At 73.1% G+C, this 25,642-nt stretch carries 11 protein-coding genes and 5 pseudogenes; 9 read left to right on the top strand and 7 right to left on the bottom strand.

Translation table 11 applies throughout. The features are described 5' to 3' along the window. The 3 genes and pseudogenes from HN013_RS29200 to HN013_RS29190 form a co-directional block, all read right to left on the bottom strand. On the bottom strand, window positions 1–540 hold a 540-nt coding region (locus HN013_RS29200; RefSeq protein ID WP_398980967.1), incomplete at its 3' end, for an L-tyrosine/L-tryptophan isonitrile synthase family protein. A 265-nt stretch (window positions 541–805) separates the two neighbouring features. Beyond that, window positions 806–1,054 (bottom strand): annotated as a pseudogene (locus HN013_RS33445) (L-tyrosine/L-tryptophan isonitrile synthase family protein); the annotation flags it as partial. A 1,336-nt stretch (window positions 1,055–2,390) separates the two neighbouring features. Next, entirely contained in the window at window positions 2,391–3,464 is a 1,074-nt protein-coding gene (locus tag HN013_RS29190) for a glucose-1-phosphate thymidylyltransferase (protein ID WP_171171535.1), read from the bottom strand. A gap of 4,208 nt (window positions 3,465–7,672) precedes the next feature. On the opposite strand from HN013_RS29190, the pseudogene HN013_RS34265 reads away from it, so the two are divergent. The 3 genes and pseudogenes from HN013_RS34265 to HN013_RS29180 all read left to right on the top strand — a co-directional run. Then, window positions 7,673–8,347, top strand: a pseudogene (locus tag HN013_RS34265) (BTAD domain-containing putative transcriptional regulator); the annotation flags it as partial. Window positions 8,348–9,136: 789 nt separating this feature from the next. Beyond that, window positions 9,137–12,121, top strand: a complete 2,985-nt coding sequence (locus tag HN013_RS29185; protein ID WP_249375561.1) for an ATP-binding protein — start codon at window positions 9,137–9,139, stop codon at window positions 12,119–12,121. A gap of 19 nt (window positions 12,122–12,140) precedes the next feature. Then, on the top strand, window positions 12,141–12,641 hold the full coding sequence (locus HN013_RS29180) for a DUF6086 family protein (protein WP_249375554.1): 501 nt from the start codon (window positions 12,141–12,143) through the stop codon (window positions 12,639–12,641). 65 nt (window positions 12,642–12,706) lie between these two features. On the opposite strand, the pseudogene HN013_RS32500 reads toward HN013_RS29180, so the two are convergent. Continuing rightward, window positions 12,707–13,906, bottom strand: a pseudogene (locus HN013_RS32500) (transposase); the annotation flags it as partial. A gap of 638 nt (window positions 13,907–14,544) precedes the next feature. Here HN013_RS32500 and HN013_RS33435 point away from each other — a divergent pair. Further along, window positions 14,545–15,507: a hypothetical protein gene (locus HN013_RS33435; protein ID WP_249375552.1), complete on the top strand. Its 963-nt coding sequence runs from the start codon at window positions 14,545–14,547 to the stop codon at window positions 15,505–15,507. Window positions 15,508–15,557: 50 nt separating this feature from the next. Here the strand turns inward: HN013_RS33435 and istB are convergent. Together istB and HN013_RS29160 are read right to left on the bottom strand one after the other, a co-directional pair. After that, window positions 15,558–16,321, bottom strand: a pseudogene (gene istB / locus HN013_RS29165) (IS21-like element helper ATPase IstB). A 31-nt stretch (window positions 16,322–16,352) separates the two neighbouring features. Then, a complete protein-coding gene (locus HN013_RS29160) occupies window positions 16,353–17,309 on the bottom strand; it encodes an SRPBCC family protein (RefSeq protein WP_171171530.1) in 957 nt (318 codons plus the stop codon). Window positions 17,310–18,636: 1,327 nt separating this feature from the next. Between HN013_RS29160 and HN013_RS32495 the strand changes: the two genes are divergently transcribed. The 4 genes and pseudogenes from HN013_RS32495 to HN013_RS29140 all read left to right on the top strand — a co-directional run bounded on the left by HN013_RS32495 (window position 18,637) and on the right by HN013_RS29140 (window position 21,788). Continuing rightward, window positions 18,637–19,452 carry a hypothetical protein gene (locus tag HN013_RS32495; RefSeq protein ID WP_212764950.1) on the top strand — a complete coding sequence of 272 codons (816 nt, stop codon included), beginning with the start codon at window positions 18,637–18,639 and terminating at the stop codon, window positions 19,450–19,452. 496 nt (window positions 19,453–19,948) lie between these two features. Then, window positions 19,949–20,182, top strand: coding sequence for a hypothetical protein (locus HN013_RS29150; protein WP_171171529.1), 234 nt, complete (start codon window positions 19,949–19,951; stop codon window positions 20,180–20,182). A gap of 579 nt (window positions 20,183–20,761) precedes the next feature. Further along, a pseudogene (locus HN013_RS34260) lies at window positions 20,762–21,016 on the top strand (carboxypeptidase-like regulatory domain-containing protein); the annotation flags it as partial. A gap of 127 nt (window positions 21,017–21,143) precedes the next feature. Then, window positions 21,144–21,788 (top strand): YceI family protein, encoded by a 645-nt coding sequence (locus HN013_RS29140; protein WP_398980963.1) that lies wholly within the window; start codon window positions 21,144–21,146, stop codon window positions 21,786–21,788. A 1,202-nt stretch (window positions 21,789–22,990) separates the two neighbouring features. On the opposite strand, the gene HN013_RS29135 is transcribed toward HN013_RS29140, so the two are convergent. Continuing rightward, complete coding sequence (locus tag HN013_RS29135) at window positions 22,991–23,860, bottom strand: LysR substrate-binding domain-containing protein (protein ID WP_171171527.1); 870 nt, start codon at window positions 23,858–23,860, stop codon at window positions 22,991–22,993. A gap of 53 nt (window positions 23,861–23,913) precedes the next feature. Between HN013_RS29135 and HN013_RS29130 the strand changes: the two genes are divergently transcribed. Further along, window positions 23,914–24,321, top strand: coding sequence for a DUF5997 family protein (locus tag HN013_RS29130; protein ID WP_171171525.1), 408 nt, complete (start codon window positions 23,914–23,916; stop codon window positions 24,319–24,321). Window positions 24,322–25,642 lie beyond the last annotated feature (1,321 nt).

The raw sequence follows: 25,642 nt of genomic DNA, 5'->3' as shown, positions 1-25,642 counted from the left end.
GGGGGTGCCTTGTTGGGCGGCTTGGGTGTGGGGGAGGAGTTGGTAGGTGTTGTGGGGGTGTTTGAGGAGGGTGGCGTGCCAGGGGGTGGTCCAGGGGTTGGTGGTGTTGAGGAGTTTGATGCCGTATTTGGGGTTGTTGCGGTTTTGGGGGTGGATGGAGAGGCGGACGGTGTGGGGGTGGTGGTGGTGGATGAGGTGGGCCCAGGCGCGGCTGCGGGCGATGACGTGGTAGGCGCGTTGGCGTGATTGGCGTTGGAGGGCGGCGCGGGTGCCGGTCCAGTGGGGGGTGTCTTCGAGGAGGAAGCGGGTGATGCCGCGGTACATGCGGAGGGTGGATTCGTCGGTGCGGACTTCGTGGCGGAGTTGGTCGAGGGTGGGGGCGTATTGTTCGGCGGTTTTGGTGCGTTTTTGGTCGTAGGTGAGGGTGGTTCCGTAGACGTCGCGGAGGTCGAAGGTGGAGAGGTGGTGGAGGTTTTCGTTTTTGATCATGGTGCGGAGGGTGTCGCCGTAGGCGTCGATGTGGTGGTCGGGGACGCCGATGATGTCGCCGAAGATGTGTCCGTCGGAGCAGATGAGGATGCGGGCTCCGGGGGGGNAGGTCGAAGGTGGAGAGGTGGTGGAGGTTTTCGTTTTTGATCATGGTGCGGAGGGTGTCGCCGTAGGCGTCGATGTGGTGGTCGGGGACGCCGATGATGTCGCCGAAGATGTGTCCGTCGGAGCAGATGAGGATGCGGGCTCCGGGGGGGTGGATTTTTTCGATGTCGGTGCAGAGGTTGTGGAGGAAGTGGAGGGCGAGGCGTTCGCCTTCGTCGGGGAGGTGGCTGATGACTTTGGCGGGGTTGGGGGATTTGCAGGGGAAGCCGGGGAGGGTGAAGAGGATGGGTTGGTGGTGGGTGAGGTGGTGGGTTATTTGCTGGAGTTGGTGGGGGAAGTCGTGGGTGGTGTCGTTTTCGGGGTCGGGTTCGGTGGTGCGGCGGTGGGGGAGGAGTTGGGTGAGGATGGCGTGGGCGGTGTCGGTGATGGGTGTGGTGGTGGGTGGGGTGGTGGCGGTCATGGGTGTGGTCGCTTTCGTGTGAGTGGTGTGGGGTGTGGGTTGAGGTGGTTGTGGGTTGGTGTGGTGGTGGGGTGAGTTGGTGTGGTGGTTGGGGTGGTGGGGTGTTGTGGCGGGTGTGGGTTGGTGGTTGGGGTGTGGTGGGTGGTTCAGGGGTGGGGGTGGGGGTGGGCGGGGTGTGATGCTTGATGGGGGTTGTGTGGGCTGGTGGGGTGTTGTGGTGTCGGGCTGTGTCATGGGGTGTTGGCCTTTCGGGGGAGAGGTGGTCCGTTTGGTGCGGGGTGCTTGGGTGGTGCGGGTGGTGGGTTGGTCAGGGTTGTCGGGTGGTGGGGGGCTGGTGGTGGGGTGTTGTGCCGGGCCTGTGGGGTGCCGGGTTGGTGGGGGGTGTTCGTGGGTGTTCGGGGTGTGGGTGTTCTTCGCGGGGCCGGTTCCGGCGTGTGTCGGCGGGTCTGCCGGGTTCTGGGTTCTGGGGTGGTGGGGCTGCCCGTGCCGGCCCGCGTTGGCGTGTGGCCGCGGGTGTGGTGGTGTTTCGTGGTGAGCCGCCTGTCTGTGGCTGCTCGTGTGTGGCTGCTCGTGTGTGGCTGCTCGTGTGTGGCTGGGCGTCTCTGGCTGGGCGTCTCTGACTGGGTGTTGGTGGTTGGCGGGGCCGGGTTCCTTGCAGGGGTTGGTGGCCGGTGGGCCCGGGTGCTGTGGGCGTGTGGGGGGTGGGGGGTGGGCCGGGGTGTTCGGTCTGTGCCGGCCGGTCCGGCGTGGCGGCGCGGGGTGTGTGGTGCCGTTCGGTGGCGGGTCCGGCAGGGGGTGTTGGGGCGGCTTGTCCGTTTCCGGTCCGGTCCCCGGAGGGGTGGGGGTTCGGTGTTCCGGGGTCTGTGGTGCGGGTGCGGTGGCGGAAGTGCCGTCACCGAGGGCCCGGGGCAGCGGAGGGCGTGGTACCCGGACGGGGGGCTGCCGGTCCGGGTGGCTGCCCGGTCGGGGAGTGTGGCGGCTGGTGGTTCGTGCGGGCCGGTACCGGTGGGTCCTGCTGCGGTGGGGAGGGTCTGTGTCGGTGGTGTGCCGGGTGTGGTGGTGACAGCTGTTCATGCGCTGTTGCGCGTGGGGCCGTGTCTATCCTGGTCCGCCCGTCCGCCCGTCCGCCCGTCCGCCCGTCCGCCCGTCCGCCCGTCCGCCCGCCTGTTGGTTGTGGTGTGTTGTGGTTTGGGCGGGGGCGGGGTGCTGGGTGTGTCGGGTGGTGGTTGTGGCAGGGGTGGGTGGGGTCTGTTTTTGCTGGTTGCTGGTTGCTGGTTGCTGGTTGCTGGTTGCTGGTTGCTGGTTGCGGGTTGGTGGTTGGTTGGTGGGGGTGGGGTCATGCTGCTATTTCGATGTTGGTGTGGTCGCCGATGACGAGGCGGTGGTGGTGGTTGTTGGGGTGGGTGGTGGTGATGGTGGCTCCGCGGCCGATGAGGGAGTTTTCGATGGTGTGGATGTTGGTGAGGGTGGCGTTGTCGAGGACGATGGTGTTGCCGAGGTGGGTGTGTTGGAGGGTGCAGTTGTTGCCGATGGAGGTGTAGGGGGTGATGGTGGTGTTTTCGAGGTGGGTGTTCGCTCCGATGATGGCGGGGCCGTGGATGCGGGAGTGGGTGATGCGGGTGTTGGGGGCGAGGGTGATGGGGCCGGTCAGTTGGGTGTGGGTGTCGATGTGTGCGGTGGGGTGGCGGGTGGGGTGGAGGGTGTCCAGGACGGTGCGGTTGCAGTCGAGGACGTCGGTGACTTCTCCGGTGTCTTTCCAGTAGCCGTGGTATTCGATGGCGCGGACGGTGGCGCCGTGGGTGACGAGGGTGTGGATGGCGTCGGTGATTTCCAGTTCGCCGCGTGCGCTGGGGCGGATCGCGGTGATGGCGTCGTGGATGGCGGGGGTGAGGAAGTACACGCCGATCAGTGCGAGGTCGCTGCGGGGGTGGCGGGGTTTTTCGGTCAGGCGAAGGACGCGTCCGTGGGGGTCGGTTTCGGCGACGCCGAAGGCGCGTGGGTCGGGGACTTTGCGGACCAGGACCTGGGCGGCGGGGTGGTGGGTGCGGAAGCTGTGGGCGGCGTCGGTGATGCCGGAGGGGAGCATGTTGTCGCCGAGGTACATGATGAAGTCGTCGTCGGCGAGGTATCTGCGGGCGGTGGTCACGGCGTGGGCCAGGCCTTTGGGGGCGTCCTGGTGGAGGTAGGTGAGGTCCAGGCCCAGGCGGGAGCCGTCGCCGAGGGCGGCGGCGATCTGGTCGCCGCGCTCGCCGGTGATGATCCCGATTTCGTGTACGCCGGTGGCGCGGATGTTGTCCAGGACGTATTCGAGGACGGGTTTGTTCGCGATGGGCATGAGCTGCTTGGGCATGGAGTGGCTGAACGGCCTCAGGCGGGTTCCGGACCCGCCCGACAGCACCAGTGCCTTCATAGAGCTTCTCCTCGCAACCGTTCCCGCCCCGCGGGCGGGAACCGCCAGTGGATCGCCGAAAGAACCCCGGGCGGGGTGTGGACGCGCTGTGCTGCCCGCCCGGCCGCCGCCCCGTTTTCTGTGCGTCCTGGTCTGCCTCCTGTCTGTTGTCCGTCCTCGTGAGGGTGCCGCCCCGTCGTTGTCCCGCCTGTCGTTGTCGCCTCTGCCGTGCTGCTCGTCCTGCGTCTTCGGGCCGCTCTTCCTCACCGCGGTTGTCAGGGCGTCGGGGCCGCGGTTGTCAGGGCGTCAGGCCGGCACTGTGTGCGGCGGGTTCGCTGCGGCGGCCGCGGGGCGGGCGCCGTGACGGCCGACGGGCGGGGAACAAGCCGGCGCCGCCTTTGCAGCCTCCCGCCTCCCCGCAGCCTCCCGCCTCCCCGCAGGCCCCCACCCTCCTGCAGGTTTTCCCGCGCCCGCAGGCCGGCTGCCTGCCGGGCGTCGTCCGTTGGCGGCTCCGGGCCCGGTGTGCGACTGCCGTGACCGGCCCGTGCCGTGACCGGCCCGTGCCGTGACCGGCCCGTGCCGTGACCGGCCCGTGCCGTGACCGGCCCGTGCCGTGACCGGCCCGTGCCGTGACCGGCCCGTGCCGTGACCGGCCCGTGCCGTGACCGGCCCGTGCCGTGACCGGCCCGTGCCGTGACCGGCCCGTGCCGTGACCGGCCCGTGCCGTGACCGGCCCGTGCCGTGACCGGCCCGTGCCGTGACCGGCCCGTGCCGTGACCGGCCCGTGCCGTGACCGGCCCGTGCCGTGACCGGCCCGTGCCGTGACCGGCCCGTGCCGTGACCGGCCCGTGCCGTGACCGGCCCGTGCCGTGACCGGCCCGTGCCGTGACCGGCCCGTGCCGTGACCGGCCCGTGCCGTGACCGGCCCGTGCCGTGACCGGCCCGTGCCGTGACCGGCCCGTGCCGTGACCGGCCCGTGCCGTGACCGGCCCGTGCCGTGACCGGCCCGTGCCGTGACCGGCCCGTGCCGTGACCGGCCCGTGCCGTGACCGGCCCGTGCCGTGACCGGCCCGTGCCGTGACCGGCCCGTGCCGTGACCGGCCCGTGCCGTGACCGGCCCGTGCCGTGACCGGCCCGTGCCGTGACCGGCCCGTGCCGTGACCGGCCCGTGCCGTGACCGGCCCGTGCCGTGACCGGCCCGTGCCGTGACCGGCCCGTGCCGTGACCGGCCCGTGCCGTGACCGGCCCGTGCCGTGACCGGCCCGTGCCGTGACCGGCCCGTGCCGTGACCGGCCCGTGCCGTGACCGGCCCGTGCCGTGACCGGCCCGTGCCGTGACCGGCCCGTGCCGTGACAGGCCCGTGCCGTGACAGGTCTGGGTTCTGTGACTGGCTCGTGCTTCGTGGCCGGTCTTGTGTCTCGTGGCCGGGTACGGGTTCCGTGATCGGCTTGTGCCGTGCGGCGGTACGGGTTCCGTGATCGGCCTGTGCTTCCTTCCGGGCGTGGGCCTTCGGTCGTGGGGTCTGTGCCGGACAACGAGGCGGGTACGAGCGGTGCCCTGCCCGCCCTGTCCCTTACGGTCGCGGCGTTTTCGTGGCCGGTGGTCCTGGTGCCGCGCAGGTACTGCTGTCCGCGGTGGTCGCTGCACCCGCCTGCCGCGCTTTTGTTCCGACGCCGTGCTGTCGTGGGTGGCGGGGTGGGGACGCCGGGCGGGGGGTGCTTCGTTCCGGCGTGTTCCGGTGGCCGTACCTGGGGGTGCTGCCGGGCGCGGGGAAGGGGGGAAGGGGTGGTCTTGGGTGGCTGTTTGTCGTGTTGCTGTGTGTTGGCCGGGCCGAGGGAGTGCTGTCGCTGCAGCCTGTGCAGGGTGCGGGGGCGTCGGCTTTCCTGGGGGCTGTTGTGCGGTTTCGTGTCACCGCGCCCGGCTCGGGCCCGGAGGGGGCCGTTCATGGTCACGCGAGGAGCCGGCCCGGGCGCGGTCGTGGGCAGGGCTGTACCTGCCCTGTCCCCTTGGGCCGCACGGTCTTCTTGCCGAGTGCTCCGCCCCCGCCGGATGGCCGCGTTGTTCCGACGGTGCCGCCTTCGTGCGGCCGCCACCGCGTTCCCGGGGGACAGCGGCCGGGGATGACGGCCGGGGGGCGGTGGCCGGGGTGCGTGGACGGGGTGGCGTGCGTCCGGGGACCGTGTGGTGTGGTGTGTGCCGTCCCGGGGCGGTCGCCGGCCGCAGTCCCGGTTGCCCCGGGCACAGGTCAGGGACCGGTGACACCGTACCCGTCCTGCCCCCTGTCTCGCGGCGCTCTCGCGCTGCCCTGCGCCCGTCACGAGCGAACGCTCCAATCCCCGCGTCTCCGCGTCTCCGCGTCCCCGCGTTCCTGTCCTGGCGCGGCGTCCCGTGCCGGGCAGAGCCCCTGCGGGTGGGAGGCGGCGGCCTTGGACGGCAGGTGTTCGTGGTTCCGGCGCTCCTGTTCTGTGGCCGGGGTGGGGTCGTTTGCCGGCGGGCTCGTGGCCGTCAGCGTTCTGCGCCGCCCACGCCTGGACGGGTGGAGGTGGTGCCTCCGGCGGGGGTGGGCAGGCCGGGTGCCGGCTCCTGCGTGCTGGCGTCCCGCTTACCACCCGTCAGTCGCCTTTCGTGTGGCGGGCGTTGTTGCCGGCGGCCGCGCCGGGGTCGGCCCGGGGTGTGCACGGCAGCTGCGGGGTGCGGGCAGGGTGTGTACCTCTCCCGTCGCCTTCGGCCGCCCGGTGCTCTCGCCCCGGATCGTGCCCTCCGGGCGGGTCCGGCAGATGCGGACCGCGCCGGCCCCCTGCAGGCCGCACCACACCACACTGTGCTGCTCGCCCTGCACTGCTCCTGTTTCCTTCCCCGGTGTTGCTCTGGCTCGCCCGCCGGCGGGGGCGAGTACCCGGGACCGGTGGTGCGCTGTCGTGCTCGCGCACCGGCCGCTGTTTTCGGGATGGCCCGCGTACCGGCTGCGGTTCCCGAGGCGGCGCCGCGCACAGTGGGCGGGTCAACTGCCCTCACCGTCCGGCGCGTTGCTTCGCGTACCGGAGGGCGGTGTCGCCGGAGACCGGTGGTGTACCTGTCTCGTGTGCCCGGTGTCGCCGGGCGGTTCCCGTGCCGGCCTTCTGGCTCGGCTGTTTGCGTCCCGTCCTGCCCGGGCTCTGTCCCGGGTCCTGTTCGCCGGGTCCTGTTCCCGGGGTGCTGTTGCCGGTGTGTGCCGGGGCGGCCGGGATGCCGTGGGGTGCGGGAGGCGGCCCGGTGCGGGAGGGGCAGCGTGTTGCCGCCGACGCGAGCCGGCTGTGGCCCGGTGCCCGGGGCGGGCGTGGCCCTGCGTGCGGTCGGCGTGGCCGGCGTGGTTCGCGGGCTGCTGCCCGTGCCCCGCTGTCGCCGGTCGGTTCCCGCCGGTCCTGTTTCGGCGGGTGTTGCCTGTTCCTTGTCGTGCTGCTGGCCCGGTCAGGAGGGGATTGTTGTCCTGTCAGGGGCTGTTGGCCGGGCGGGTGTGCCTGCCGGGTGGCGCAGGTGGCGGGCGGGTGCCTGTGCGGGAGGGGCCGGGGTGCTGCGCTTGGGCCGGGGGCGGCTTCCTCGCTCCGGTGCGCAGGGCCGGGGGGTGCCGGGACATGGAGGCGCGGGGCGCGATCGTGCTGCCGAATTCCCGGGACGCGGGGCTCTCGGAGGCTCCGGGAGGCCGGGGGGTGTGGTGGTTGCGCAGGCGCTGTCTTCCGTGCCTTCGTCTTCCGCGTCTTCCGCGGTGGCTGTCATGCCGGGACGTTCCTGCGGGAGGGCGCAGAACACCGATGATGGGAAAGTATTCTTGGCCGGTGGTGTGGCTGTCAAGGAACGCGGGCCGGTGTGCAGGGTTTCCGGTGCCCGCGCCCGCGTGTGAGCCCGCTGCGGCCCGTGTTCTTCGCAACTGGGCTCCGTGCGGCCGGGGTTGACCTGCCTGAGCCGTGAGCCGTGAGCCGGCGCTGGCGTGCTCCGGTGCTGTCCGGCCGGGGTGGCGTGTTCCGGTAGCCGGCCCGGGTTGCCCGGCCGGTGTTGTGCGGTCCGGTGTTGTGCGGGCTTGGTGTTGCGCGGGTCGGGAGGGTGTGGTTCCCCGCGCTGCGGGGGCCGGGTGTGGGGCGGGCGGGGCCGGGTGGGGTGGTGGGGGGCTGGGGGTGCCGTTTCTGTTCGGATGGTCGATTGTCTGTCCGAAATTCTCTCCTGACCGTGGGATTCATCCCGTACAGTGATCGGCCATGATGGCCTCACGGGGGAGTGCTGTCCGGTTCGGTGTGCTGGGCACGCTTGAGGTATGGAACGGGGACGACCGTCTGCGGGTGGGCGGTCCGCGGGCGTGTGCCGTGCTGGCTGTTTTGCTGCTGGAGGCCAACCGGGTGGTTCCGCTGGCGCGGCTGGTGGATGCGGTGTGGGCGGACGGGCCGCCCGCGACGGCCGGGCATCAGGTGCGCAAGATCGTGGCGGATCTGCGGGCGCGTATTCCGGACGGGCGGCGGCTGCTGGTCACCGAGGGGCCCGGTTACCGGATGGTGGTCTCGGACGGGCAGCTGGATCTGCTGTGTTTCGAGAAGGCTCTGGCCCGGGCGCGGCAGGTGTCGGGCACGGCTGAGGAAGCGGCTGCTTTGGAGAGTGCGCTGGCTCTTTACCGGGGCCGTGCGCTGCCGGAGGGGCGTGGCCCTGTCCTGGCCGCTGCGGCGACGGTGCTGGAGGACCGTCAGCTCGGTGCGCGGGAGCGGTTGCTGGAGCTGTGGCTGGAACAGGGCCGTGCGCATGACGCGGTGGCGGGGCTGCGGGCTCTGGTGGCCGAGCATCCGCTGCGTGAGTCGCTGAGCGCGTTGCTGATGGTGGCGTTGTGCCGGGTGGGGCGGCAGGCCGATGCGCTGCGGGTCTATCACGGGCTGCGGCGTCTGCTCGCCGAGCAGCTGGGTATCGATCCCGGGCCCGAGGTGGCTCTGCGATATCAGCAGATCCTGCGCAACGAGCCCGCGGTGCACCACAACACCCCCCGGCCGCCGCCCCGTCTCCACGCCGCCCCTGGCTCCTTCCCGCAGCCGCACCGGAAGACGTTGTGGCCTTTAGCCACCCCCACCCCCGTGCCCCGCCAGCCACCCCAGCCCGAGCCCCAATCCCAGCCCCAGTCCGAACCCGAGCCCCAGGCCCAGGCCCAGGCCCAGGCCCAGCGCCAGCCCCAGCTTCAGTCCTGGCCTTCGTATGTGCAGCTGCCTCTGCAGCGTCAGTCCTCTTCGGCTGCGGGCGGCGGGCAGGTACAGGGGCCGTCCTCCCGTCCTGCTGCCCGTCCTGTCTCCCGTTCCGGGCCCGGACGGCCCGCCCGGCCCCGTACTCCCCAGCTCTCTCCCCATCCCTCCTCCCGCCCTTCTTCCCACGCCGCTCCTCACGCCGCTCCCGCCGCTTCTCCGGAGGCTTCTCCCGGCGTCGTGCCTGACGCTGTTTCTGACGTCGCGTTCCCCGCCTGCCCCGTGCCTGTCACCCCACCCCCGTCCCCCCGCACGCCTCCCGCTTCTCCTGCACCCCCCGCACCCCCCGCACCCTCTGCTTTTCCTGCGTCTTCGGCTGTTCTGTTTCCTGCTTCTCGTGGGTCGTGCGTCGTGCCCGCACCTTGCGCCGGCGGGTGTTCTTCCCGGCCGGCCGTATCCGGTGGTGCGGGGCGGGGTGCGGGGGCCGGCCGGGGCGCGGCCGCTGCGGTGTGGCCGGAGCAGCTGTGGCCGCGGTCCCTGCCGCGTGATCTGCCCGACTTCACCGGCAGGGAAGGGGAGTTGCGCTGGCTGCTCTCCCACGCGCAGGGGGCGCCGGGGCCGGTGAGGGTGCTGGCTCTCGACGGTATGCCCGGCAGCGGTAAGAGTGCCCTGGCCGTGCACGCCGCTCACCGCCTCGCCCCTTACTACCCCGACGGGCAGATCTTCCTCGATCTGCACGGTTTCACTCCCGGCCGCGAGCCGGTAACCGCGCAGGGCGCGCTGGCCAGTGTGCTGCGGGCGGCCGGTGTTCCCGAGGGACAGGTCCCCGAGGGACAGGCCGACCGCGAATCCCTGTGGCGGGGGGTGAGCGCGGGCCGCCGTCTGCTGCTGCTGATCGACAACGCCGCCGCCTGTGAACAGGTGCTCCCCCTGCTCCCCGGCACGGGCGGCTGCCTGGTCCTGGTCACCAGCCGCTCACGCCTGTCGGCCCTGGACGGCGCCGCCCACCTCACCGTGCCCCTGCCCCCGCCCGGCGACGCGCTGGCGCTGCTGGGCACCCTGCTGGGAGACGAGCGCCTGCGCGCCGAACCCGAGGCGGCAGCCGACCTCGTCACCCTGTGCGGCCGCCTCCCGCTGGCCCTGCGCATCGCCGCCGGCCGGCTGCGCAACCGCCCTCACTGGACGATCGCCTCCCTGACCGGCCGGCTGCGCGACGAAAGCACCCGCCTGGCCGAACTGGTCAGCGACCACCGCAGCGTCACCACCGCCCTGGACCTCTCCCGTGCCGCCCTGCCCCCACCCCACCGGCGTTTCTTCCACCTGCTGGGCCTCCACCCCGGCCCCGACTTCGACGCGCGCACCGCCGCCGCCCTCACCGGCCTGCCCCTGCCCGCCACCGAAACCCTCCTCGAGGACCTCCTCGACGCCCGCCTGCTCACCCAGCACCACCCCACCCGCTACGCCTTCCACCCCCTGGTACGCCTGCTGGCCCGTCACCACACCCCGCCCCCGCCCGCAACGGCCCACGACGCCACGCACCGTCTCCTCGACCACTACCTGCACACCGCCACCCGGGCCGCCCGCCTCATCGACCCCGCCCCCCCACCCTCACCCTCACCCTCACCCCCGCCCGCTCCCGGCCCTCCGACCGCCGGCCCGCCCCCCGCATCAACAGCGCCAACGGCACCTCCCGCAACCACCCCACCCTCCGCAGCCACCCGTCCCGTGGCGCCTGCCCCGCCTTCCGCATCGCCCTCCACCCCGCCCGGCCCCACGGCCGTGCCCGCCCCGGCACCCGGCGCGGCCGGCCCGCACACCCCAGCCCCCACCCGCACCACCACTCCCGCCCCCACCACCACTGCCGCCGCCTCTGCCTCGCGCAGGGGCCTCAACACATCCACTCCGCCTGCCGCCCCATCCACCACACCCTTCGCTTCACCTGCCGCCCCAGCCACCGTGCCCACCCCCACCCCCACCGCCGCGCCCCCGGCCGCACCCACCCCAGCACCCAAAACTCCCACCGCACCCACCGCAGCACCCACCGCACCCGCCCCGCCCACCGCTCCTGGCACGGCCACGCCGCGCACTCCGGCCGCCGGGCCGACCCCGCCCCACCCGTCTGCTGCACCCACCCCGCCCACCCCGCCGGCCCTGTCCGTTCCGCCCGCTGCTCCCGCCGCCGCGCGCCCGCCTGCCGCCCCTGCCGCGCCGCCCCTGTCCGTTCCGCCTGCCGCCCCTGACACGCCCGCCGCGCCCGCCGGACCCGCCCCGCCAATCCCGCCCACCCCGCCGGCTCCGTCCGTCACCTCCGCCGTTCGGTCTGGCGTTCCCGCTGCCTCGCGCCTGCCTGCTGCTTCTGGCGTGCCACCCCCGCCCGATGCGCTCTACGCCCCTGCCGGGCCCGCCCCCTCCACCTCGCCCGACACTGCCGCTGTTCCGCTGCGGTCCGTGCCGCCCGCCGGTGCCGTCCTGCCTGTTCCGCCTGCCGGTCCTGTCCCCTCCAACTGGCCCGGCCTGCCCAACGGGCCAGGCGGATCCGCCGCGCCCGGCCTGCCTGCCGCGCCTGCCGCGCCCGGCGTGCCGGTCGCGTTCTCCTGGCCGGGCGGGTCCGCCGCGTCCGTGGCGTCCGCTGCGTCCGTGGCGTCGCCTGCGGCGCGCACGGAGTCCACCCCTTCCCCCGGGTCCCGCCCACCGGCCGGCCCCGGCGCGGCCGATGGCCCGCGGCCTGTTCCCGCACCGCCCGCCGGCACGTCTTCCCCGTCACCCGTCCCCGCCCCTGCGGCTGCACTCGCCGGTGCGCCTGCCGCACCGTCCACTGCTGCGTCCGTGAGCGCGCCTGCTGTGCCGCTCACCGCTGCACCTGCCGCTGAGGCTGCACCCGCTCCTGCTTCTGCGCCTGCCGCCTCGTGCGGCACCGCACGGTCCAGTACCACACCACCGTCCGGCATCGCACCGTCCGTGGCAGCTCCTTCCGTGGCAGCTCCGTCCGGTACCGCGCCCGCCGGCCTGCCCGCCGGCCTGCCCGCCGAGGAACCCGTCGAGGAACCCGTCGAGGAACCCGTCGAGGATCCCGCTGAGGTATCTGTGGCCGTGCCTGCGGACCGGCCGGCCGCGTTGGCCTGGTTCCAGGCCGAACGGGCCGGTCTCCTGGCCGCGTTGGCCTGTGCGCGGGCGGGTGGTTTCGGCCACCATGCCGCCCGTCTGCCTCTGGCGCTGGCCCCTTACCTGCGCCTGCGCGGTCACACCGAGGACGAACGCCATGTGCTGCGCACCGCGGTTGCCGCTGCCCGCCGGGTGGGGGACCGGGAGGGGGAGTTGCGGGCCCTGACCGCTTTGGCCACCTCCTGCTGGCATCTGGGCCGTATCACCGAGGGTCTGGAGGGTGCCCGGCAGGCGCTGGCGCTGGCCGGGGACCGGGACGACCGGCAGGGCACGGCCCTCTCGCTCACCGGATCAGCATGTTCCACACCACCCTCGGCTTCGTTCACGTGAAGGTTCTGGCTCACTTTCCATGGAGGACTGGCTGACCGTAATGTCATGTGCTCGCGACGCCGGCCGGTATGACCAGCAGAGAGGGGCTGCATTGAGCCAGTACTACGACATGGGTGACCTGACGCTGTGGAACCCGTCCAACGGGGTCTCCCGGCTGTTCATGAGCCAGGTGAGCGTCTACCAAGCCGAACTGGGTCTGCCGTCCGGCATCGGACCCATGCGGGGTGACGAGTGCCAGATCGACCCCCTCGTGTTCAAAGCGTTCGTCGATGCCCTGCTCGCGTGGCGCCAGAGGACGAGTCACGCCGTCATGGCTGCCCTGTCCGAGGGGTTCGTTGCCACGGTGCTGGTCCTGGCGGAGCGAGCGGGCATCGAGGTGAAACGGCAACCAGCAGGCTTCGCCGAGGCCGGCGGCCTCAAAGGTATTCAGGTCCCGACGGCCCCGGATTCCTCTGAGGGGGCTTGGGCAGCCGCACTTCAGCAGAAGTCACGCGACCTGGGCCGCTTCATGGCGGCGTAAGCCTGGTCTGCCGACACCAGCGAAGGGCTCGGAAGCCATCACCAGGCGATGTCCTATGAGTAGAGCAGGACACGCTTGCGGAGCAGATCGAATCCGGCTCGGCCGAACATCTGGCGCTTAAGCATCTTGATCCGGTTGACGTGTCCTTCGACGACGCCGGAGTTCCAGGGCAGGGTGAGGCCGGCTGTGACAGCATCACGGTCGCGGTCGATGCCTGCGGCCAGGGCGTGGAGGGGGGCAGATCGTCCTGCCGAACGGCGTCGAGCCGTTCCGGTAGTCGTTCGCCCTTGCGCTCGGTGAGCATCCGGGCGAAGGACCGGACGTGCCCGGTGAGGGCATCCAGTTCCGGGCAATGGGCCAGCACAGCCTTGAGCCGGAGTTGTTCGCCTTCTGCGAGGCTGTCAGGGTGCCGCAAAATCCACCCGAGGCCGTCCGCGGGGTCGGCGGCCGGGCGGAAACCGGTCCAGGTGAGAGGCGTTTCGCCCGCAGGTAGGTGCGAACTCGCTGGTAGCTGCCCTTGTAGCCGAACGGCACGCTCTCCCCCCCCAATGCCCGGGTATGGGTGCAGCCCTGGTTCTAGCGGTCGTCCAGGTGGGGCTTGTGCTCGTCGAGGACCGTGGGTCGGTTTGCCACTGCCCCTGGAAGAGGTCTTCGGGAGCGACGGCGTCGGCCAAGCGCTTGACGGTGCGGTGGGTCATGTGGAGCTGGCGGCCGGTCGAGCGTCGGCTGTGGCCGGCCGCCAGCAGCGTGTGGACGATGGCGTGCCTGTCCCGAATGCGGTCGGCGGACCGGTGTCCTGTTGGCCATGACGAGCCGGTCATCAGCTCGGGCGGTGGGGCCGCAACCGCAGATTCGGCTGGCTCACGAGCCAAGGCTCCGAGGCAACCGCGGTGCTGGGCGACGCATCGCCCGGCGGCCTCGCTCAGGTTGTGCCACAGGTGCCACCTGCCTGCGGCTTGAATCGCCTGGGGCGCCCCGGCAGTGGCTCCTTCCGCGTAGAACGGCGCGCGATCGCGGCAGACGACCTCAATGCCGGGGCGTTCAGCCAGCCACGCGGCCAGGCTGGATGCTTCCCGGTCAGGAAGCGTGTCCACTGGTCGCCGGGTCTCGACGTCGACCAGCACGGTTCCGTAGAAGCGGCCTGTGCGCGTCGCGTACTCGTCGGCCCCGACCACCCGCGGCGCCGCTACTTCAGGATCGGGCAGGGCCTCGGCACGTCGCAGAACAGTGCTGCGGCTGACAGCAACTCCCAAGACCCTGGCCATGCGGGCGCCCGCCCGGCCCGCGAGCTGCGGGGCCGACCGTAGCCGGCGTCGACCGCAAGCGTTCGGTCCACCGGCCGTACCGCCGGGTCGGCCCGGCTATCTGTTCGACGAAGGTCCGCCGTTCGCACAACGCGTTCCCGCAGATGAACCGGCGGACCCACAGACACAACCGAACCCGCTTCCCGCACTGGGCACGTCAGCGGGATACCGCAGATAGGAGCTGTGAACCCGCTCCGACCAGCCCCCGCACCCAACGCAGTCGGCCCCGGCCATCGTGCACCGGGCCCCTGTCCGTACCACCTCATCGTTCACGTCGACCGACAGCACCGCGATATCCGCGATCGACGGGAACAGCAGCTCCTCCGGCCTGAGCACCGTCTCTTCCACGGACCCGAACTTTCAGTCCATCCAGGATCGTCACTGATGATTTCCAGGCAACTGCCGGACGGCAGGAGCGGCCTCCGACCGTCACTCACGGTGCACGCTTCACGGAAAGTGAGCCAGAACCCGAGAAAAGACGTCACCACGTCACCGTGGTGCGCTGCCACCGGAGTAAGGCAGCGGCGGACCGCGCTCCTGATCACCGGTCGTTAGACTCCCCGAGTTCGGGTGGTGTCGGTGGACCGGAAGGCCAAACCATGGACGATGACCGCTGGGCCAGGTGGCCCGAGGCGTGGGCAGGCACGGATGCCGACATACGGACGGTCCTGGGCGCGATCCCGCGGGAGGTCAAGGACGGGTTCGAGTACGACGCGATCCCTTGGCAGCGGTTTCCGCACTTCTACGGTCCGGGCGAGGAGATACCTGGTCGCCTCGCGACGCTCGGCTCCGGAGATGCCGAAGCCGCCGGCCGGGCCTTTGGGGAACTGCGGGAGAACCTCCACCACCAGGGCAGCACGATCGCGGTGGGAGCACTGGCAGTACCGTTCCTGCTCCGGATCGCGACCACCGGGGTGCCCGGGCTCCGGGCGAGCACCCTTCGCCTGGTCGCCGAGATCGGACGATGCCAGCACTTCGGGGACGGAACACGCGAAGGCCTTCTCCAAGTCGCCGGGGATCCGCTGGAGGTGGAGGGCACCACGATGTGTCCGGCGAACTGGACGATTCAGGCTGCTCGCGATGCCATCACGGACGACCTGCACCTCCTGTTCCCTCTTCTCCCCGACCCTGATCCCGATGTCCGCTCCGCGACCGCCTTCGTCCTGGCGGCGGCGACCAGCGAGATCCCGCGCGTCTCCTCGATCCTGCACCGCAGACTGGCGGTGGAAGACGATCCGGTGGTCCGTGTGAGCCTGATCCTGGCGATCGCCCAGCTCGCATGCGAACACCAGGATGAACACGCTCCGGCGTGGGCCCGGGAGCTGTGGTCGGATCCCGGCCGATCGCCCGAGATCCGCATCGGCGCCGGCCTCGCCTGGCTGTGCCTGGTCGGCGACCCCGTCCCCGACGAGCTCCGAGCCTTCCTGACCGACCCGAGTGCCGACCGACGCAGCGACCTGCTCCAGCGGGTGCCGTGGCTCGGACCAGTCGACTCCAACAACGGACTGCGCCGCTGCATCCACGAAATGCTCACGCCCGATGTCCCCTGGCACAGCGTTTGAGGGACCCCCGCGAGAAGGGCGGAGGACCATCACGTCGGAGCCTTCAGCGGTCAGCCGGCCTTCCCTGGTTCCTCGGCCCGCGCCCGCGTTGAGGCGAGGCGGTAGGAGTCGGTGCCGGTTTCGACGATGGTGCCGTTGAAGGTCAGGCGGTCGACGATGGCCGCGCAGAGCCGGGGGTCGGTGAAGGTCCTGGTCCAGCCACCGAAGGACTCGTTCGAGGCGATCGCAACGCTGTTCTTTTCCTCGCGCTCAGTCAGCACCTGGAAGAGGAGCTCGGCGCCGTGGTGCCGGTCGAGCTCCATGTAGCCAAGCTCGTCGATGCAGAGCAGGTCGGCGCGACCGTAGCGGGCGATCGTCTTGTTCAACTGCTTCTCGCCGGCGGCCTCCACCAGCTCGTTCACCGGTTTGGTGGCGAGGGTGCAGCGGACGCGGTAGCCCTGCATCGCGGCTTCGGTGCCCAGGGCGATGAGCAGGTGGGACTTGCCGGTGTGGGACTTGCCGGTGCCGGAGTCACCGATCAGGCAGAGCGGCTGGCTCTTCCTGATCCGCTCGCAGCCGGCCAGGGTGTTGACGACGGCGGGGTCGGTGTTGGGGTTGGCATCGACATCGAAGGCCCGCAGCGACTTGTCCCGGGGGACCCGGCGGCCTTGATCCTCCGCTCCGAGCGGCATCGGGCCCGGTCGTCGCACTCCGCCATCAGCAGCTCGGCGAGGAAACCCCGGTAGGTCATCTGGCCCTTCGCCGCCCGGTCGGCGATCTCAGCGAACTCGCTGCGGATCGACGGCAGCCGCAGCAGCCGGCATGCGGTGTCGATTTTCTGTCTCCTCTTCGCAAGGGGGGGTGGGTCACCGCAGGCAGCGTGCCTCCGCGTACTCCTTGGCGGACCGCAGTGTCATCCGGCTGTTCGCCCCGAGCAGACCGCGGATGACGTCCTTGGCCTGGGTGATGCCCGCGCCGCGGCCCAGCACCGCGCCGATGCCGGCCGGGTCGACGGCCACGGTGTGCCGGGAGGTGGCCGTCACCGTCCCCGCGCACTGCGCGAACATCCAGCTGCCGGTGTGCAGGCTCATCAGCGCGGGCAGCCGCGTCTGCTTGTAGACGATGCGCCGCGGCGGGAAACACACCCGGGCCGAGAACGCCGTCCCCCCACCCGCCCCGTGCCCGGCCGCCTGGTCCCGCGCGCACGCGGTGCGTCCTCGTACCGGCCCTTCGTGCAGGGCTGCTCCTGCCACCGGCGGGAGCCGTTCCGACCACACCTGCGCCTCGCGGACGAAGGCGTACACGTCGTCGGCCGAACCGCCGATGCGGACGGTGTCCTCGAAGGACAGCAGCAACTCATCGCCGTGGCAGCCGAGTTCGGCGCTGTGGCGCAGTGCGCGCAGGTCGGCGCGGGCCCGGCGCCCGACGCTCTCGACGATCCGTGCGAGCTGCCGCGGATCGTCGTCGACGGCCCGGAACTCGTGCAGCAGCCGCACCCGGCACGACCGGGGGGAGACCGGTTCGACGATCCACCGGCCGCCCAGGTAGGCCAGGGGCGGCGGGGGAACCTCCTGCCGGAACCGGATGCATCCGCGCTCCGGCGTTAGGACGCGGCGCGCGACGCACCCGCGCGTCGTGCCGTCCGCGATCGCCCACACCCGGATCACGTCCCGGCGGCCGGCCCGTTCGGCGCACTCGACGTGCACCATCGGCGGGAAGATCCGCGGCCAGTCCTCCGCCCCCGCCACCAGCGCGTACACCCGCTCGGCGGGAGCGCGCACGGTAACGGTGTGCGCGGCCTCGCGACGGCCCTCTCCTGCCATGACTGTCCTCGCCTTCGTGTGCGTGAGCGGACGGCCCGACCGCCGGACCGGCCGACGAACAGCCACGACGCCCCGGCGGCAGGGCGGCAGGGCGTCGGGCCGGTACGACGACAGGACCCCGGCGGCCCGGCGCCCCGGCGGGCCGTGGACGGACTCGGGGACGCCCCCGACGGACCGGTGACGACCGCTCAACCCCGCCCGCCCCCACCGCTCTCACCCGGGGCCCCTGGGGCACACACCGCGAACCTCCCGACCGTGCCCCGCCCCCGTCAAAATCCCCGCCGCCCGCGGCCCGCACACGCCGCGCCGGCGCACCCAGAACCACCAGGCCGCACACTCGACGAGCACCGTACGGGCAGACGGCAGACGGCAGACGGCAGACGGGCAGGCGGGGCCCGGCCGGCAGGCCCGGCGCGGAGAGTGCCGCCGAACCGCTCCGGCGGCAGCCCACCCGCCCCGGCCGGCGCACACCGCAGAGGCAGCGCACACCGCAGGAGCCGCCCCGCCCCGGCACGCCTGCGTCACAGGGGCCACCCACAGTGCACGCTCCCGGGATGCGGGAGGGGTACCGGGTTCACGGCCCGGCGCAGGGACCACAACGATGACCACGACGATGACTACGACGATGCGGGAGGGGGATACAGTGGCCGGGCACCCGTGACAGCAACAGCCCATCCCCCCCGCAGCAGTTCCGGTGCCCGCCCAGGGGTGTGTGACGGGCGGCCGGGGGAGGGGAGAGCGTCCTGGCCCCGGCCGGGAAACGGCCCGCCCGCTCCACCGGTCAGCTTCCCGCCGCAGAGCAACCGGCGGCCCTGCACTCGGCCCGCTCACCGGGCCTTGGCGGTGGCGGCCTCCACAGGGTTCGCGGTCTGCGCAGCCCGCCGGCCGCACAGGCACGAGACGTCTGTCCGCAGCGCTGCGGCACAGGGGCGGGGACCGGGCCTTGCTGCGCGCTGCCGTCCCGGCGGTGAACGCCGGGGACAAGGGATGCAGGGCGCAGGGCACCAGCGTGGTGAGCATCGTCTTGGCTCCAAGAGCCCGGTGTCAAGGACGCCTTGACGTGGGAACGGCGGCCCGCCGGCGGGACCGGTCCGCTCCCGCCCGGGCACCCGGACGCACACCGCACCAACACCGCCCCCGCGCAGGCCCGACGCAGGGCCGACGCCGGAACGGTGCCCGGGCGAGGCCGACGTCATGCCGGTGTCATGCCGGCGTGATGCGGGCGGGGGAGCGGAGCGGGAACCGACCGGTACCGGCCCGGTAGCCGGGCCCTGCACGCTCGGTGTCCACCCGCCCTGAGAACCGGCCACCCGCCAAGGAGTCCTCGATGCCGCACACCACCGCCCCCGCACCCGCCCCCATGCCCGCCCCCGCCCCTGCCTCCGCTGCCGGTGCCGTCTCCGGCGGGCACGGTGCCCCGGCCCGCCGGCGTATCGTCAGGAACCTGGCCCTCCTGGGATCGCTCTACGAGGAACTGGCCCACGCCCTGACCTACTCCCGCAGGATCGTGGAGAAGGTCAGCGAACGCGGTTCCCCCGGCATCCCGCTCAACACCCGTGCCCTGGACGTCAGAGACGACATACGCACCGTCCTGGCCGGCTGGGCCGCCCTGGTCTGCGAGGAACGCCGTGTCGGCGCTCCGGCGCGCGAGACGGCCGCGCTCACCGCCTTCCTCACCCGCCACGCCGGCTGGCTGGCCACCCATACGGCGGCAGCGGACCTCGCGGAGGAGACGGGCGAGCTGGTCAGGTCCGCCTGGTCGGTCCTGTCCGGCCACCGTGACCGCTCCTTACCCGTCGGTGCCTGCGTCCGGCCGGGATGCGAGGGCCGGCTGGCCGCCCGTCTGGGCCCTCGCGGCCCCTGGGGGGAGGCCGCCGTCGTCTGCTCCGCCGACCCCCGGCACACCTGGTCGCCGGAGGCGTGGCACACCCTGGGCACCGGCCGCACCCGCCCGGCCCGCGGCGCGGGACTGACCGCCCAGCAGATCTCCGCCCACTGGCACATCGCCTCCGGCACGGTCTACTGGCTGGCCAGCACCCATCACTGGGGCCGCCGCAAGGAAGGACGACGTGTCCTGTACGACCGCGACGACGTCCTGGCCACCATGCACCCCCGCACCACCGGCCCCGCCCTGGCCGGATGACGACCGCCGACCGCGCCCCGGCGACCGCACCACCGCCCGTGCCGGCCACAGCCCCTGACGGGCCGTCGCCGGCCGGCCGCCCCAAGCGCCCCTGTGCCCGTACCGCCGCCGGCGGCAGCGACGTACCACTGCGACGTACCCCGCCCGCCCCTTCCCATCCCGTCCCGCCGCACGGGACGGCACCCCGCGACCCGGCCCGCCGCAACACCCTCCCCGACACCCCGACACCCCGGACACCCCGGCACCCCGGCGTCCCGGGCCGTACGAGCCCGTGCCGCCCGAAGGTCTGCGCAGACGGCGGTCCGCGCCCTCCGTGCAGTGCGGTGGCCCCCGGCCGCACCCCGCCCCTCGGCCCGGCGCTGTCTGCGCGGTGTGCGGGCTGCGTCTGTTCGAACGCAACGGTGGGCCAGGGCGTTTCTCCCGTCTGCCGGGCTCGTTGAGCGATGACAGGCCTGTCCCTGGAAGACGGAGAGAGCGGAGGAATGCTGTGTACCGGATGAGTGTCCTTCCGGCCGCGGTCATCGCGGTCGGCCTCGTGTCCCTGCCTGCCGCGGCCCAGACCCCGGACGTTCCCGCGCGGCCGGCGCGGGCCGTGCCGGCCGACCAGCCGCCGTACCCGTACGCGGACTGTCTGGGCGCGGCCAAGAAGCACGGGGAGAGCGCCTCGTACGCCAAGTGGCACTGCGACGAGCTGGTGAAGAAGGGCTGGGTCAAGCCTCCCAAGCGCTGACGCCCCGTCGCCCGTCCGCCCCGGTTCGTCCGCCGCCCCGGCCACCGGGCAGCTCGCTTCCCGGCCGGGGCGCGGCACCGGCGGGGCCGCGCCCGGCAGCCGGCACCCGCCCGGGTGCCCCGGCGGCGGCGCGGACCCGCACTCCGGACCCGCACTCCGGACCCGCACTCCGGACCCGCACTCCGGACCCGCACCCCGGCCCCCCTTCCCGCACGTCCTGTTCCCGCCTCCGTCCGCGGCAGCACACGTGCCGTCCGTGCAGACCCGCCCGGACCCGTCGGGCCCTCGCGCCCTCCCGGTGGCTGCCGCCCGGACCACCCCCGGGGCCACGCGCGCACGGACGACCGTTCGCCCCAGCCAGCCCGGCCCCCGGCAGCCCCCGCGGCCACGCCCGGCCCGGGCTCATGCCCCCGGCACCACCGCCCCGGACCAGCGCGGTCCGGGCCCTGAGAGACCGCCCCATAAAAGACACCCCGCCGCATAGATTCCCTTTCCGGCCGATGGACCGTTTTGCCTCGGTGCAGCCCGATGTGATGGTGTACTGCATGAACGTTTCACCTGGAGAAAGGTCCTGCCGGGATGGCCCTCGCGCTGCTGCGCCGTTACAAGAGCTCCCCCGGACAGGGCGGCGTCCGGCTGCCCCAGGGAGCGGGCGCGTTCGACTGTCTCGTGCTGGATCCGGTGCAACTGCCGCTGCACCGCGCGGAGATCTCGGTCCGTGACGCGGCCGGCCGGGAGGTCCTGCGGGGCCAGACCGATCCGCACGGAAGGTTCTCGGCGACGATGGCGCCGGGCGAGTACGTCCTGGCGGTGACGTTCGAGGGGTTCCGGCCGGTGCGCCGCACCCTCGTGTGCACGGCCGGTGCCCGCACGCCGCTGGAGACGGTGGCGATGGAACCGGCGCCGGCGGCCGCCACGCCCGCCCCGGGGCCGTGGCGCATCGACGCGGACCACACGNGCGGTGACGTTCGAGGGGTTCCGGCCGGTGCGCCGCACCCTCGTGTGCACGGCCGGTGCCCGCACGCCGCTGGAGACGGTGGCGATGGAACCGGCGCCGGCGGCCGCCACGCCCGCCCCGGGGCCGTGGCGCATCGACGCGGACCACACGGCGGTGCGTTTCATCGCCCGGCACATCGGACTCGCCGAAGTCCATGGCCGTTTCAACCGGTTCGAGGGCACCTTGTGGGTCGCCGAACGCCTGGAGGACTCGCGCCTGGACGTGGTGATCGAGACGGCGAGCATCGACACCGGCGTGCGCCAGCGCGACGACCACCTGCGCTCGGCGGAGTTCCTGAACGTGGCCCAGTACCCCTACATGCAGTTCACCAGCGACCGCTTCGTCCACCGCGGCGGCCCGCGCTGGTCGGTCCAGGGCGTGCTGAACCTGCACGGCGTCAGCCGCAACGTCTCCCTCGACACCCGCTACCTGGGCATCGGCACCGGCATCATGGGCGAGACGCGCACCGCCTGTTCGGCCACCACCGAACTGCACCGCGAGGACTTCACCCTGAACTGGAAGTCGATGATCCAGCGGGGCATCGCCATGATCGGCGCGACCATCCGGATCGAACTCGACATCCAGGCCGTCCCGCAGACGCAGAACTGACACCCCGGCAGCCCCGGGACCGCGCCGCGGCGACATCCCACGACACCGGCCCGCACGCACTCTCCCCGCGCCGGCAGCGCGACGGTGACACCGGCCCGCCCGGACCCCGCGCGTAATCCGCGCATACGAGGACGGCCGGTCACCGCGGGCGGGGCGGCCCCTCGCCCGCAGCAGCGACGATGCCTCTCGGCGGCCTGTCCGGGAGGGCCGCCCGGCCCCGGGGGAGAGGCCCCCGGCAAGCGGCCGCCGGCGCGGCCGATGCGCCCGAGCCCGGCAAGCGGCCGCCGGCAGCACGGCACGGGCACACATCGCCCAGCCCAGCCCAGCCCAGCACGGCACGGTGCGACGTCGGCGAGCCCGCCCGGACGACGAGCGCGTGGTTCGCGCAACGCCGCCACCCGCAACGAGCGCCCGTGAAGCCGGTGCCGGCCAGGGCAGCCGGCAGGCAGGGGCACCCTCGACGACCACCACCCTCCTGCCCGTGAAACCTGCGCCGGACCACCCACCCGCCCATCTGCCACCGGAAGTCACCACGACGGCCTCGCCACGGGCACCGGAGGACACCGCTGCAGTCGGTTGCACGCAAACACGCGCCGTCCCCGGGGCCAGGACCGCAGGCGACCCGCCTCCAAGTCACCGGCGCGGCACGAGCACCGGCCCGAACCGCCCAGGCACCCGCACGCGAACACGCCGCCGCGCCGCGGAACACCACCGGCCGCAGCAGCGCTCACCACCACCACCGTTGGGAGCATCCTGGCCCGGCACCCCCGCCCGCCCCCGGACCGGGCCGCTGACCGCCGCAAGAGCCGCGCCGAGAGCCGGCCCGGCCCCCCGCTGCCCTGCCGAGCCCCTGCCGAGCCCCGTGAACCAGCACCTCACCGCTCGGATGACCGCCCGCCCTGCCGGGCCTGCCGGCCCCCGGCCGGACGAACCAGAACGACACACCCCCATCCCGGGCGCATCCGGCCTGAGCGTTCACGGCCGCACCGTCCCGCGCCCCGCACACGGCAGGACGAACCCCGGAACACGGTCACCTGCCGCCGGCGCCCCGGCACCACCCCGCCAGCCGCCCCGCACCGGACGCAGCGGACGCACCGGACGCCGGCCCGTCGTCCCCGAGCCTCAGCCGCAGACGGCAGCCCGCAGCAGCAGACACACCGGGGCCCGCACAGGCCGGCCCCGCCCGCGAACGTACCCGCGGCCTACGAACGACGGCCCGGCTTGCCGCGCCTGCCGCTCTTCCCCGCGCCGGAACCGCCCCGCGAGCCTTTGCCGGAACTGCCGCGGGAGCCCGCGCCGGAACCGCCCCGCGAACCCTTGCCGGACCCACTGTGCGAGCCCGCCCCGGCCCCCGCACCCCGGCCGGCCGACGCGCCTCCCGCGCCGGTGCGCCGGGCAGCCCCGGTACCGGAGCGCCGCTGCTCGGCCCGGTCGGAAGCGGGCGCGGGCGCGGGGGCGGGCCTGCGTCCGCGGGTGCTGTTGACGGTCCGCCCGCGGACGATCCCGATGAAATCGTCCACGAGGTCGGTGGTCCGCTCCTGCGGCCACGACAGCGCGACACGTGACTGGGGGGCGTCCGGCACCGGCCGGTAGGTGAGGTCCTTGCGGTGGTGCAGCCGGGCGAGGGACTGCGGCACGAGCAGCACCCCGATCCCCGCCGCCACCAGCTCGACGGCGTCGGCGGTGGTGGCCGGGCGCTCCTTCGCGGGCTGCCCGGGCCGCTGCTCCCATGCGAGGGTCTCGTCGAGGGGGTGCAGCACGATCTCGTCGGCCAGGTCCGCGGCCGACACCTCGTCGACCGCCGCCACGACGTGGTCCTTGGGGACCACGACCACGGTGGTCTCGGCGTAGAGGGGGATCGCGCAGAGGTCCGTCCCGCCGACCGGCAGCCGGACCAGGCCCGCGTCGGCGCCGCCCTCGCGCAGTACGCCGGGCGCCTCGGCGGCGGACACCGGCACGAGGGTCAGGGGGACGTCGGGCAGGCGTTCGTTCCAGATCCGCACCCACTTGCCGGGTGTCACCCCCGGGACGTAGGCGAGCCGGAACGAAGGGGAGTCTTGCGTGCCTGTCACCCGCCCAGGCTACCGGTCGGGAATGCACGAATCGCACACGTACTCTTGACAGCATGACGTCGCACAAGACCACCCAGACGATGAAGCCCGCGACCGCGGCGAAGAAACTGGGTGTGTACCTCGAAGCCACCCCCGCAGAGTTCCGGGAGGGTGTCGTCTCGCGCAACGAGCTGAACGCGCTCCAGGCCGACCCGCCCCAGTGGCTGCAGGAACTGCGACGCAACGGCCCCCACCCCCGGCCGGTGGTCGCGGCCAAGCTCGGCATCTCCATCGCGGGCCTCGCCCGGGGCGGCATCACCGAGGCCCTCACCACGGACGAGATCGACGCGCTGAAGAAGGACAGCCCCCAGTGGCTCCAGCGCGAACGCGCCACGCAGGCCGAGGTCCGCAAGGAAGCACTGCGCATCAAGGAGAAGAACGCCCAGCGCGCCGACCACTCCGCCGGCGAACCGCGTTCCTGACCCCTCACCTGCCCGGCCCGCCTCCGCCCGGGCCCTGCACCGGTGGTGCGGGGTGGGTGGGGCGGGCGGCAGGGTGCTTGGCCGGGTAGCGGTTTTGTCTCGGGCCCTGCGGGCCCAGGGCGGGCGGCTACGCGGAGCGGGCGTGGCGGCCGGTCGTTGCGTGCGGAATGCGTGGCGGCTGGGGTGAGGGCTCAGGGCTGGTGGGGCGGCATGGTGCTCCGCTGGCGAGAGGTTTCGTGTCGGGCCCTGCGGGCCCACGGCGGCTGGCTGCGCGGAGCGGGGGCGGGGGCCGGTTGTGTGGTTGCGGGTGGGTTGTGGTGGGGCGGGGTCGGTGGGCGGTTTACATGGCGGGTGCTTGGCCGTCCGCCCCCGTTTCGTCGTTGCGCGCACGCCAAAAACCCGCCGGCTGGGGCGAGAAGGGGGCGGGTGCTGCGGTCCGGCGCCGTCGCACGGCCGGTGCCCGGGGTACGAGGCCCTGCTGCCCGTGTCAGTGGCGGATCGGGGCGGTTTTTCCGGCAGGCCGGGCCGAAAACGCGCCCAAATCCACCACTTGACCCCCCTCCCCGCCCCACTGATCCCACACGCACCAGCAGCCCGGCCCCTTACACAGTCAGGCGGCTTTTGGGCGCGCGCAACGACGAAAGAGGTCGACGGCCGGGCACCCGCCACGTAAACCGCCCACCGACCCCGCCTCCCTCACCCCAGCCACCCAGCACCAGCAGCCAAACAACCGGCCCCCGGCCCCCGCTCCGCGTAGCCGGCCGCTGTGGGCCCGCAGGGCCCGAGACGAAACCATCAGTCAACAACGCACCATGCCGCCCCACCGGTCCCACAGCCACCGGTCTCACTGCCTGGGCAACCACTCGGTCAGGCCCGGCCGTTGGCGGCCGGCCGGTACCTGCCGGAACCCGTCCGGCCTCCCCGCTCCCGTTCTCGCTCCGGGCCCCGCCCCGAGCTCGTCCGGCTGGACCCGCACCGGCTGGACCCGCGCTGGCCGCAGCGCCACCCCCGCACCACCCCCGCAGCACCCCAACAGCGCATCCCCACCGCCCCCACCCGCAGCACGCCCGACGCCCGGCCGTCACCGCGCGGCCCGGCGGCAAGATGGCGAACCCTCGGCAGGCAGCAGGCAGCAGGCAGCAGGCAGCAGGCAGCAGGCAGCGGCGCGACGGCAGCGACAGGCAGTGAGGGGTGACGCGTCCAGGGAGGAGCCGGGCCGCCTCCCGCTGCCGCCGCGTTCGGCCGGCCCTTTCCGGCGGATGCCGTTCCGGGGCCCCGGCCCTCTCCGGCGAATGCCGTCCCGGGGCGAGCCGCCGCACCG

Source organism: Streptomyces sp. I05A-00742 (assembly GCF_013055795.1).
Lineage (GTDB): Bacteria > Actinomycetota > Actinomycetes > Streptomycetales > Streptomycetaceae > Streptomyces.
The sequence above is the reverse complement of the archived record's forward strand: the minus strand, read 5'-3'. Positions and strand labels throughout refer to the sequence as shown.

Bases quoted from the DNA above. Each gene is read 5' to 3' on its own strand.
- HN013_RS29190 (WP_171171535.1), bottom strand. From the start codon at position 3,464: ATGAAGGCACTGGTGCTGTCGGGCGGGTCCGGAACCCGCCTGAGGCCG.
- HN013_RS29180 (WP_249375554.1), top strand. From the start codon at position 12,141: ATGGAGGACTGGCTGACCGTAATGTCATGTGCTCGCGACGCCGGCCGG.
- HN013_RS33435 (WP_249375552.1), top strand. From the start codon at position 14,545: ATGGACGATGACCGCTGGGCCAGGTGGCCCGAGGCGTGGGCAGGCACG.
- HN013_RS29160 (WP_171171530.1), bottom strand. From the start codon at position 17,309: ATGGCAGGAGAGGGCCGTCGCGAGGCCGCGCACACCGTTACCGTGCGC.
- HN013_RS32495 (WP_212764950.1), top strand. From the start codon at position 18,637: ATGCCGCACACCACCGCCCCCGCACCCGCCCCCATGCCCGCCCCCGCC.
- HN013_RS29150 (WP_171171529.1), top strand. From the start codon at position 19,949: ATGAGTGTCCTTCCGGCCGCGGTCATCGCGGTCGGCCTCGTGTCCCTG.
- HN013_RS29130 (WP_171171525.1), top strand. From the start codon at position 23,914: ATGACGTCGCACAAGACCACCCAGACGATGAAGCCCGCGACCGCGGCG.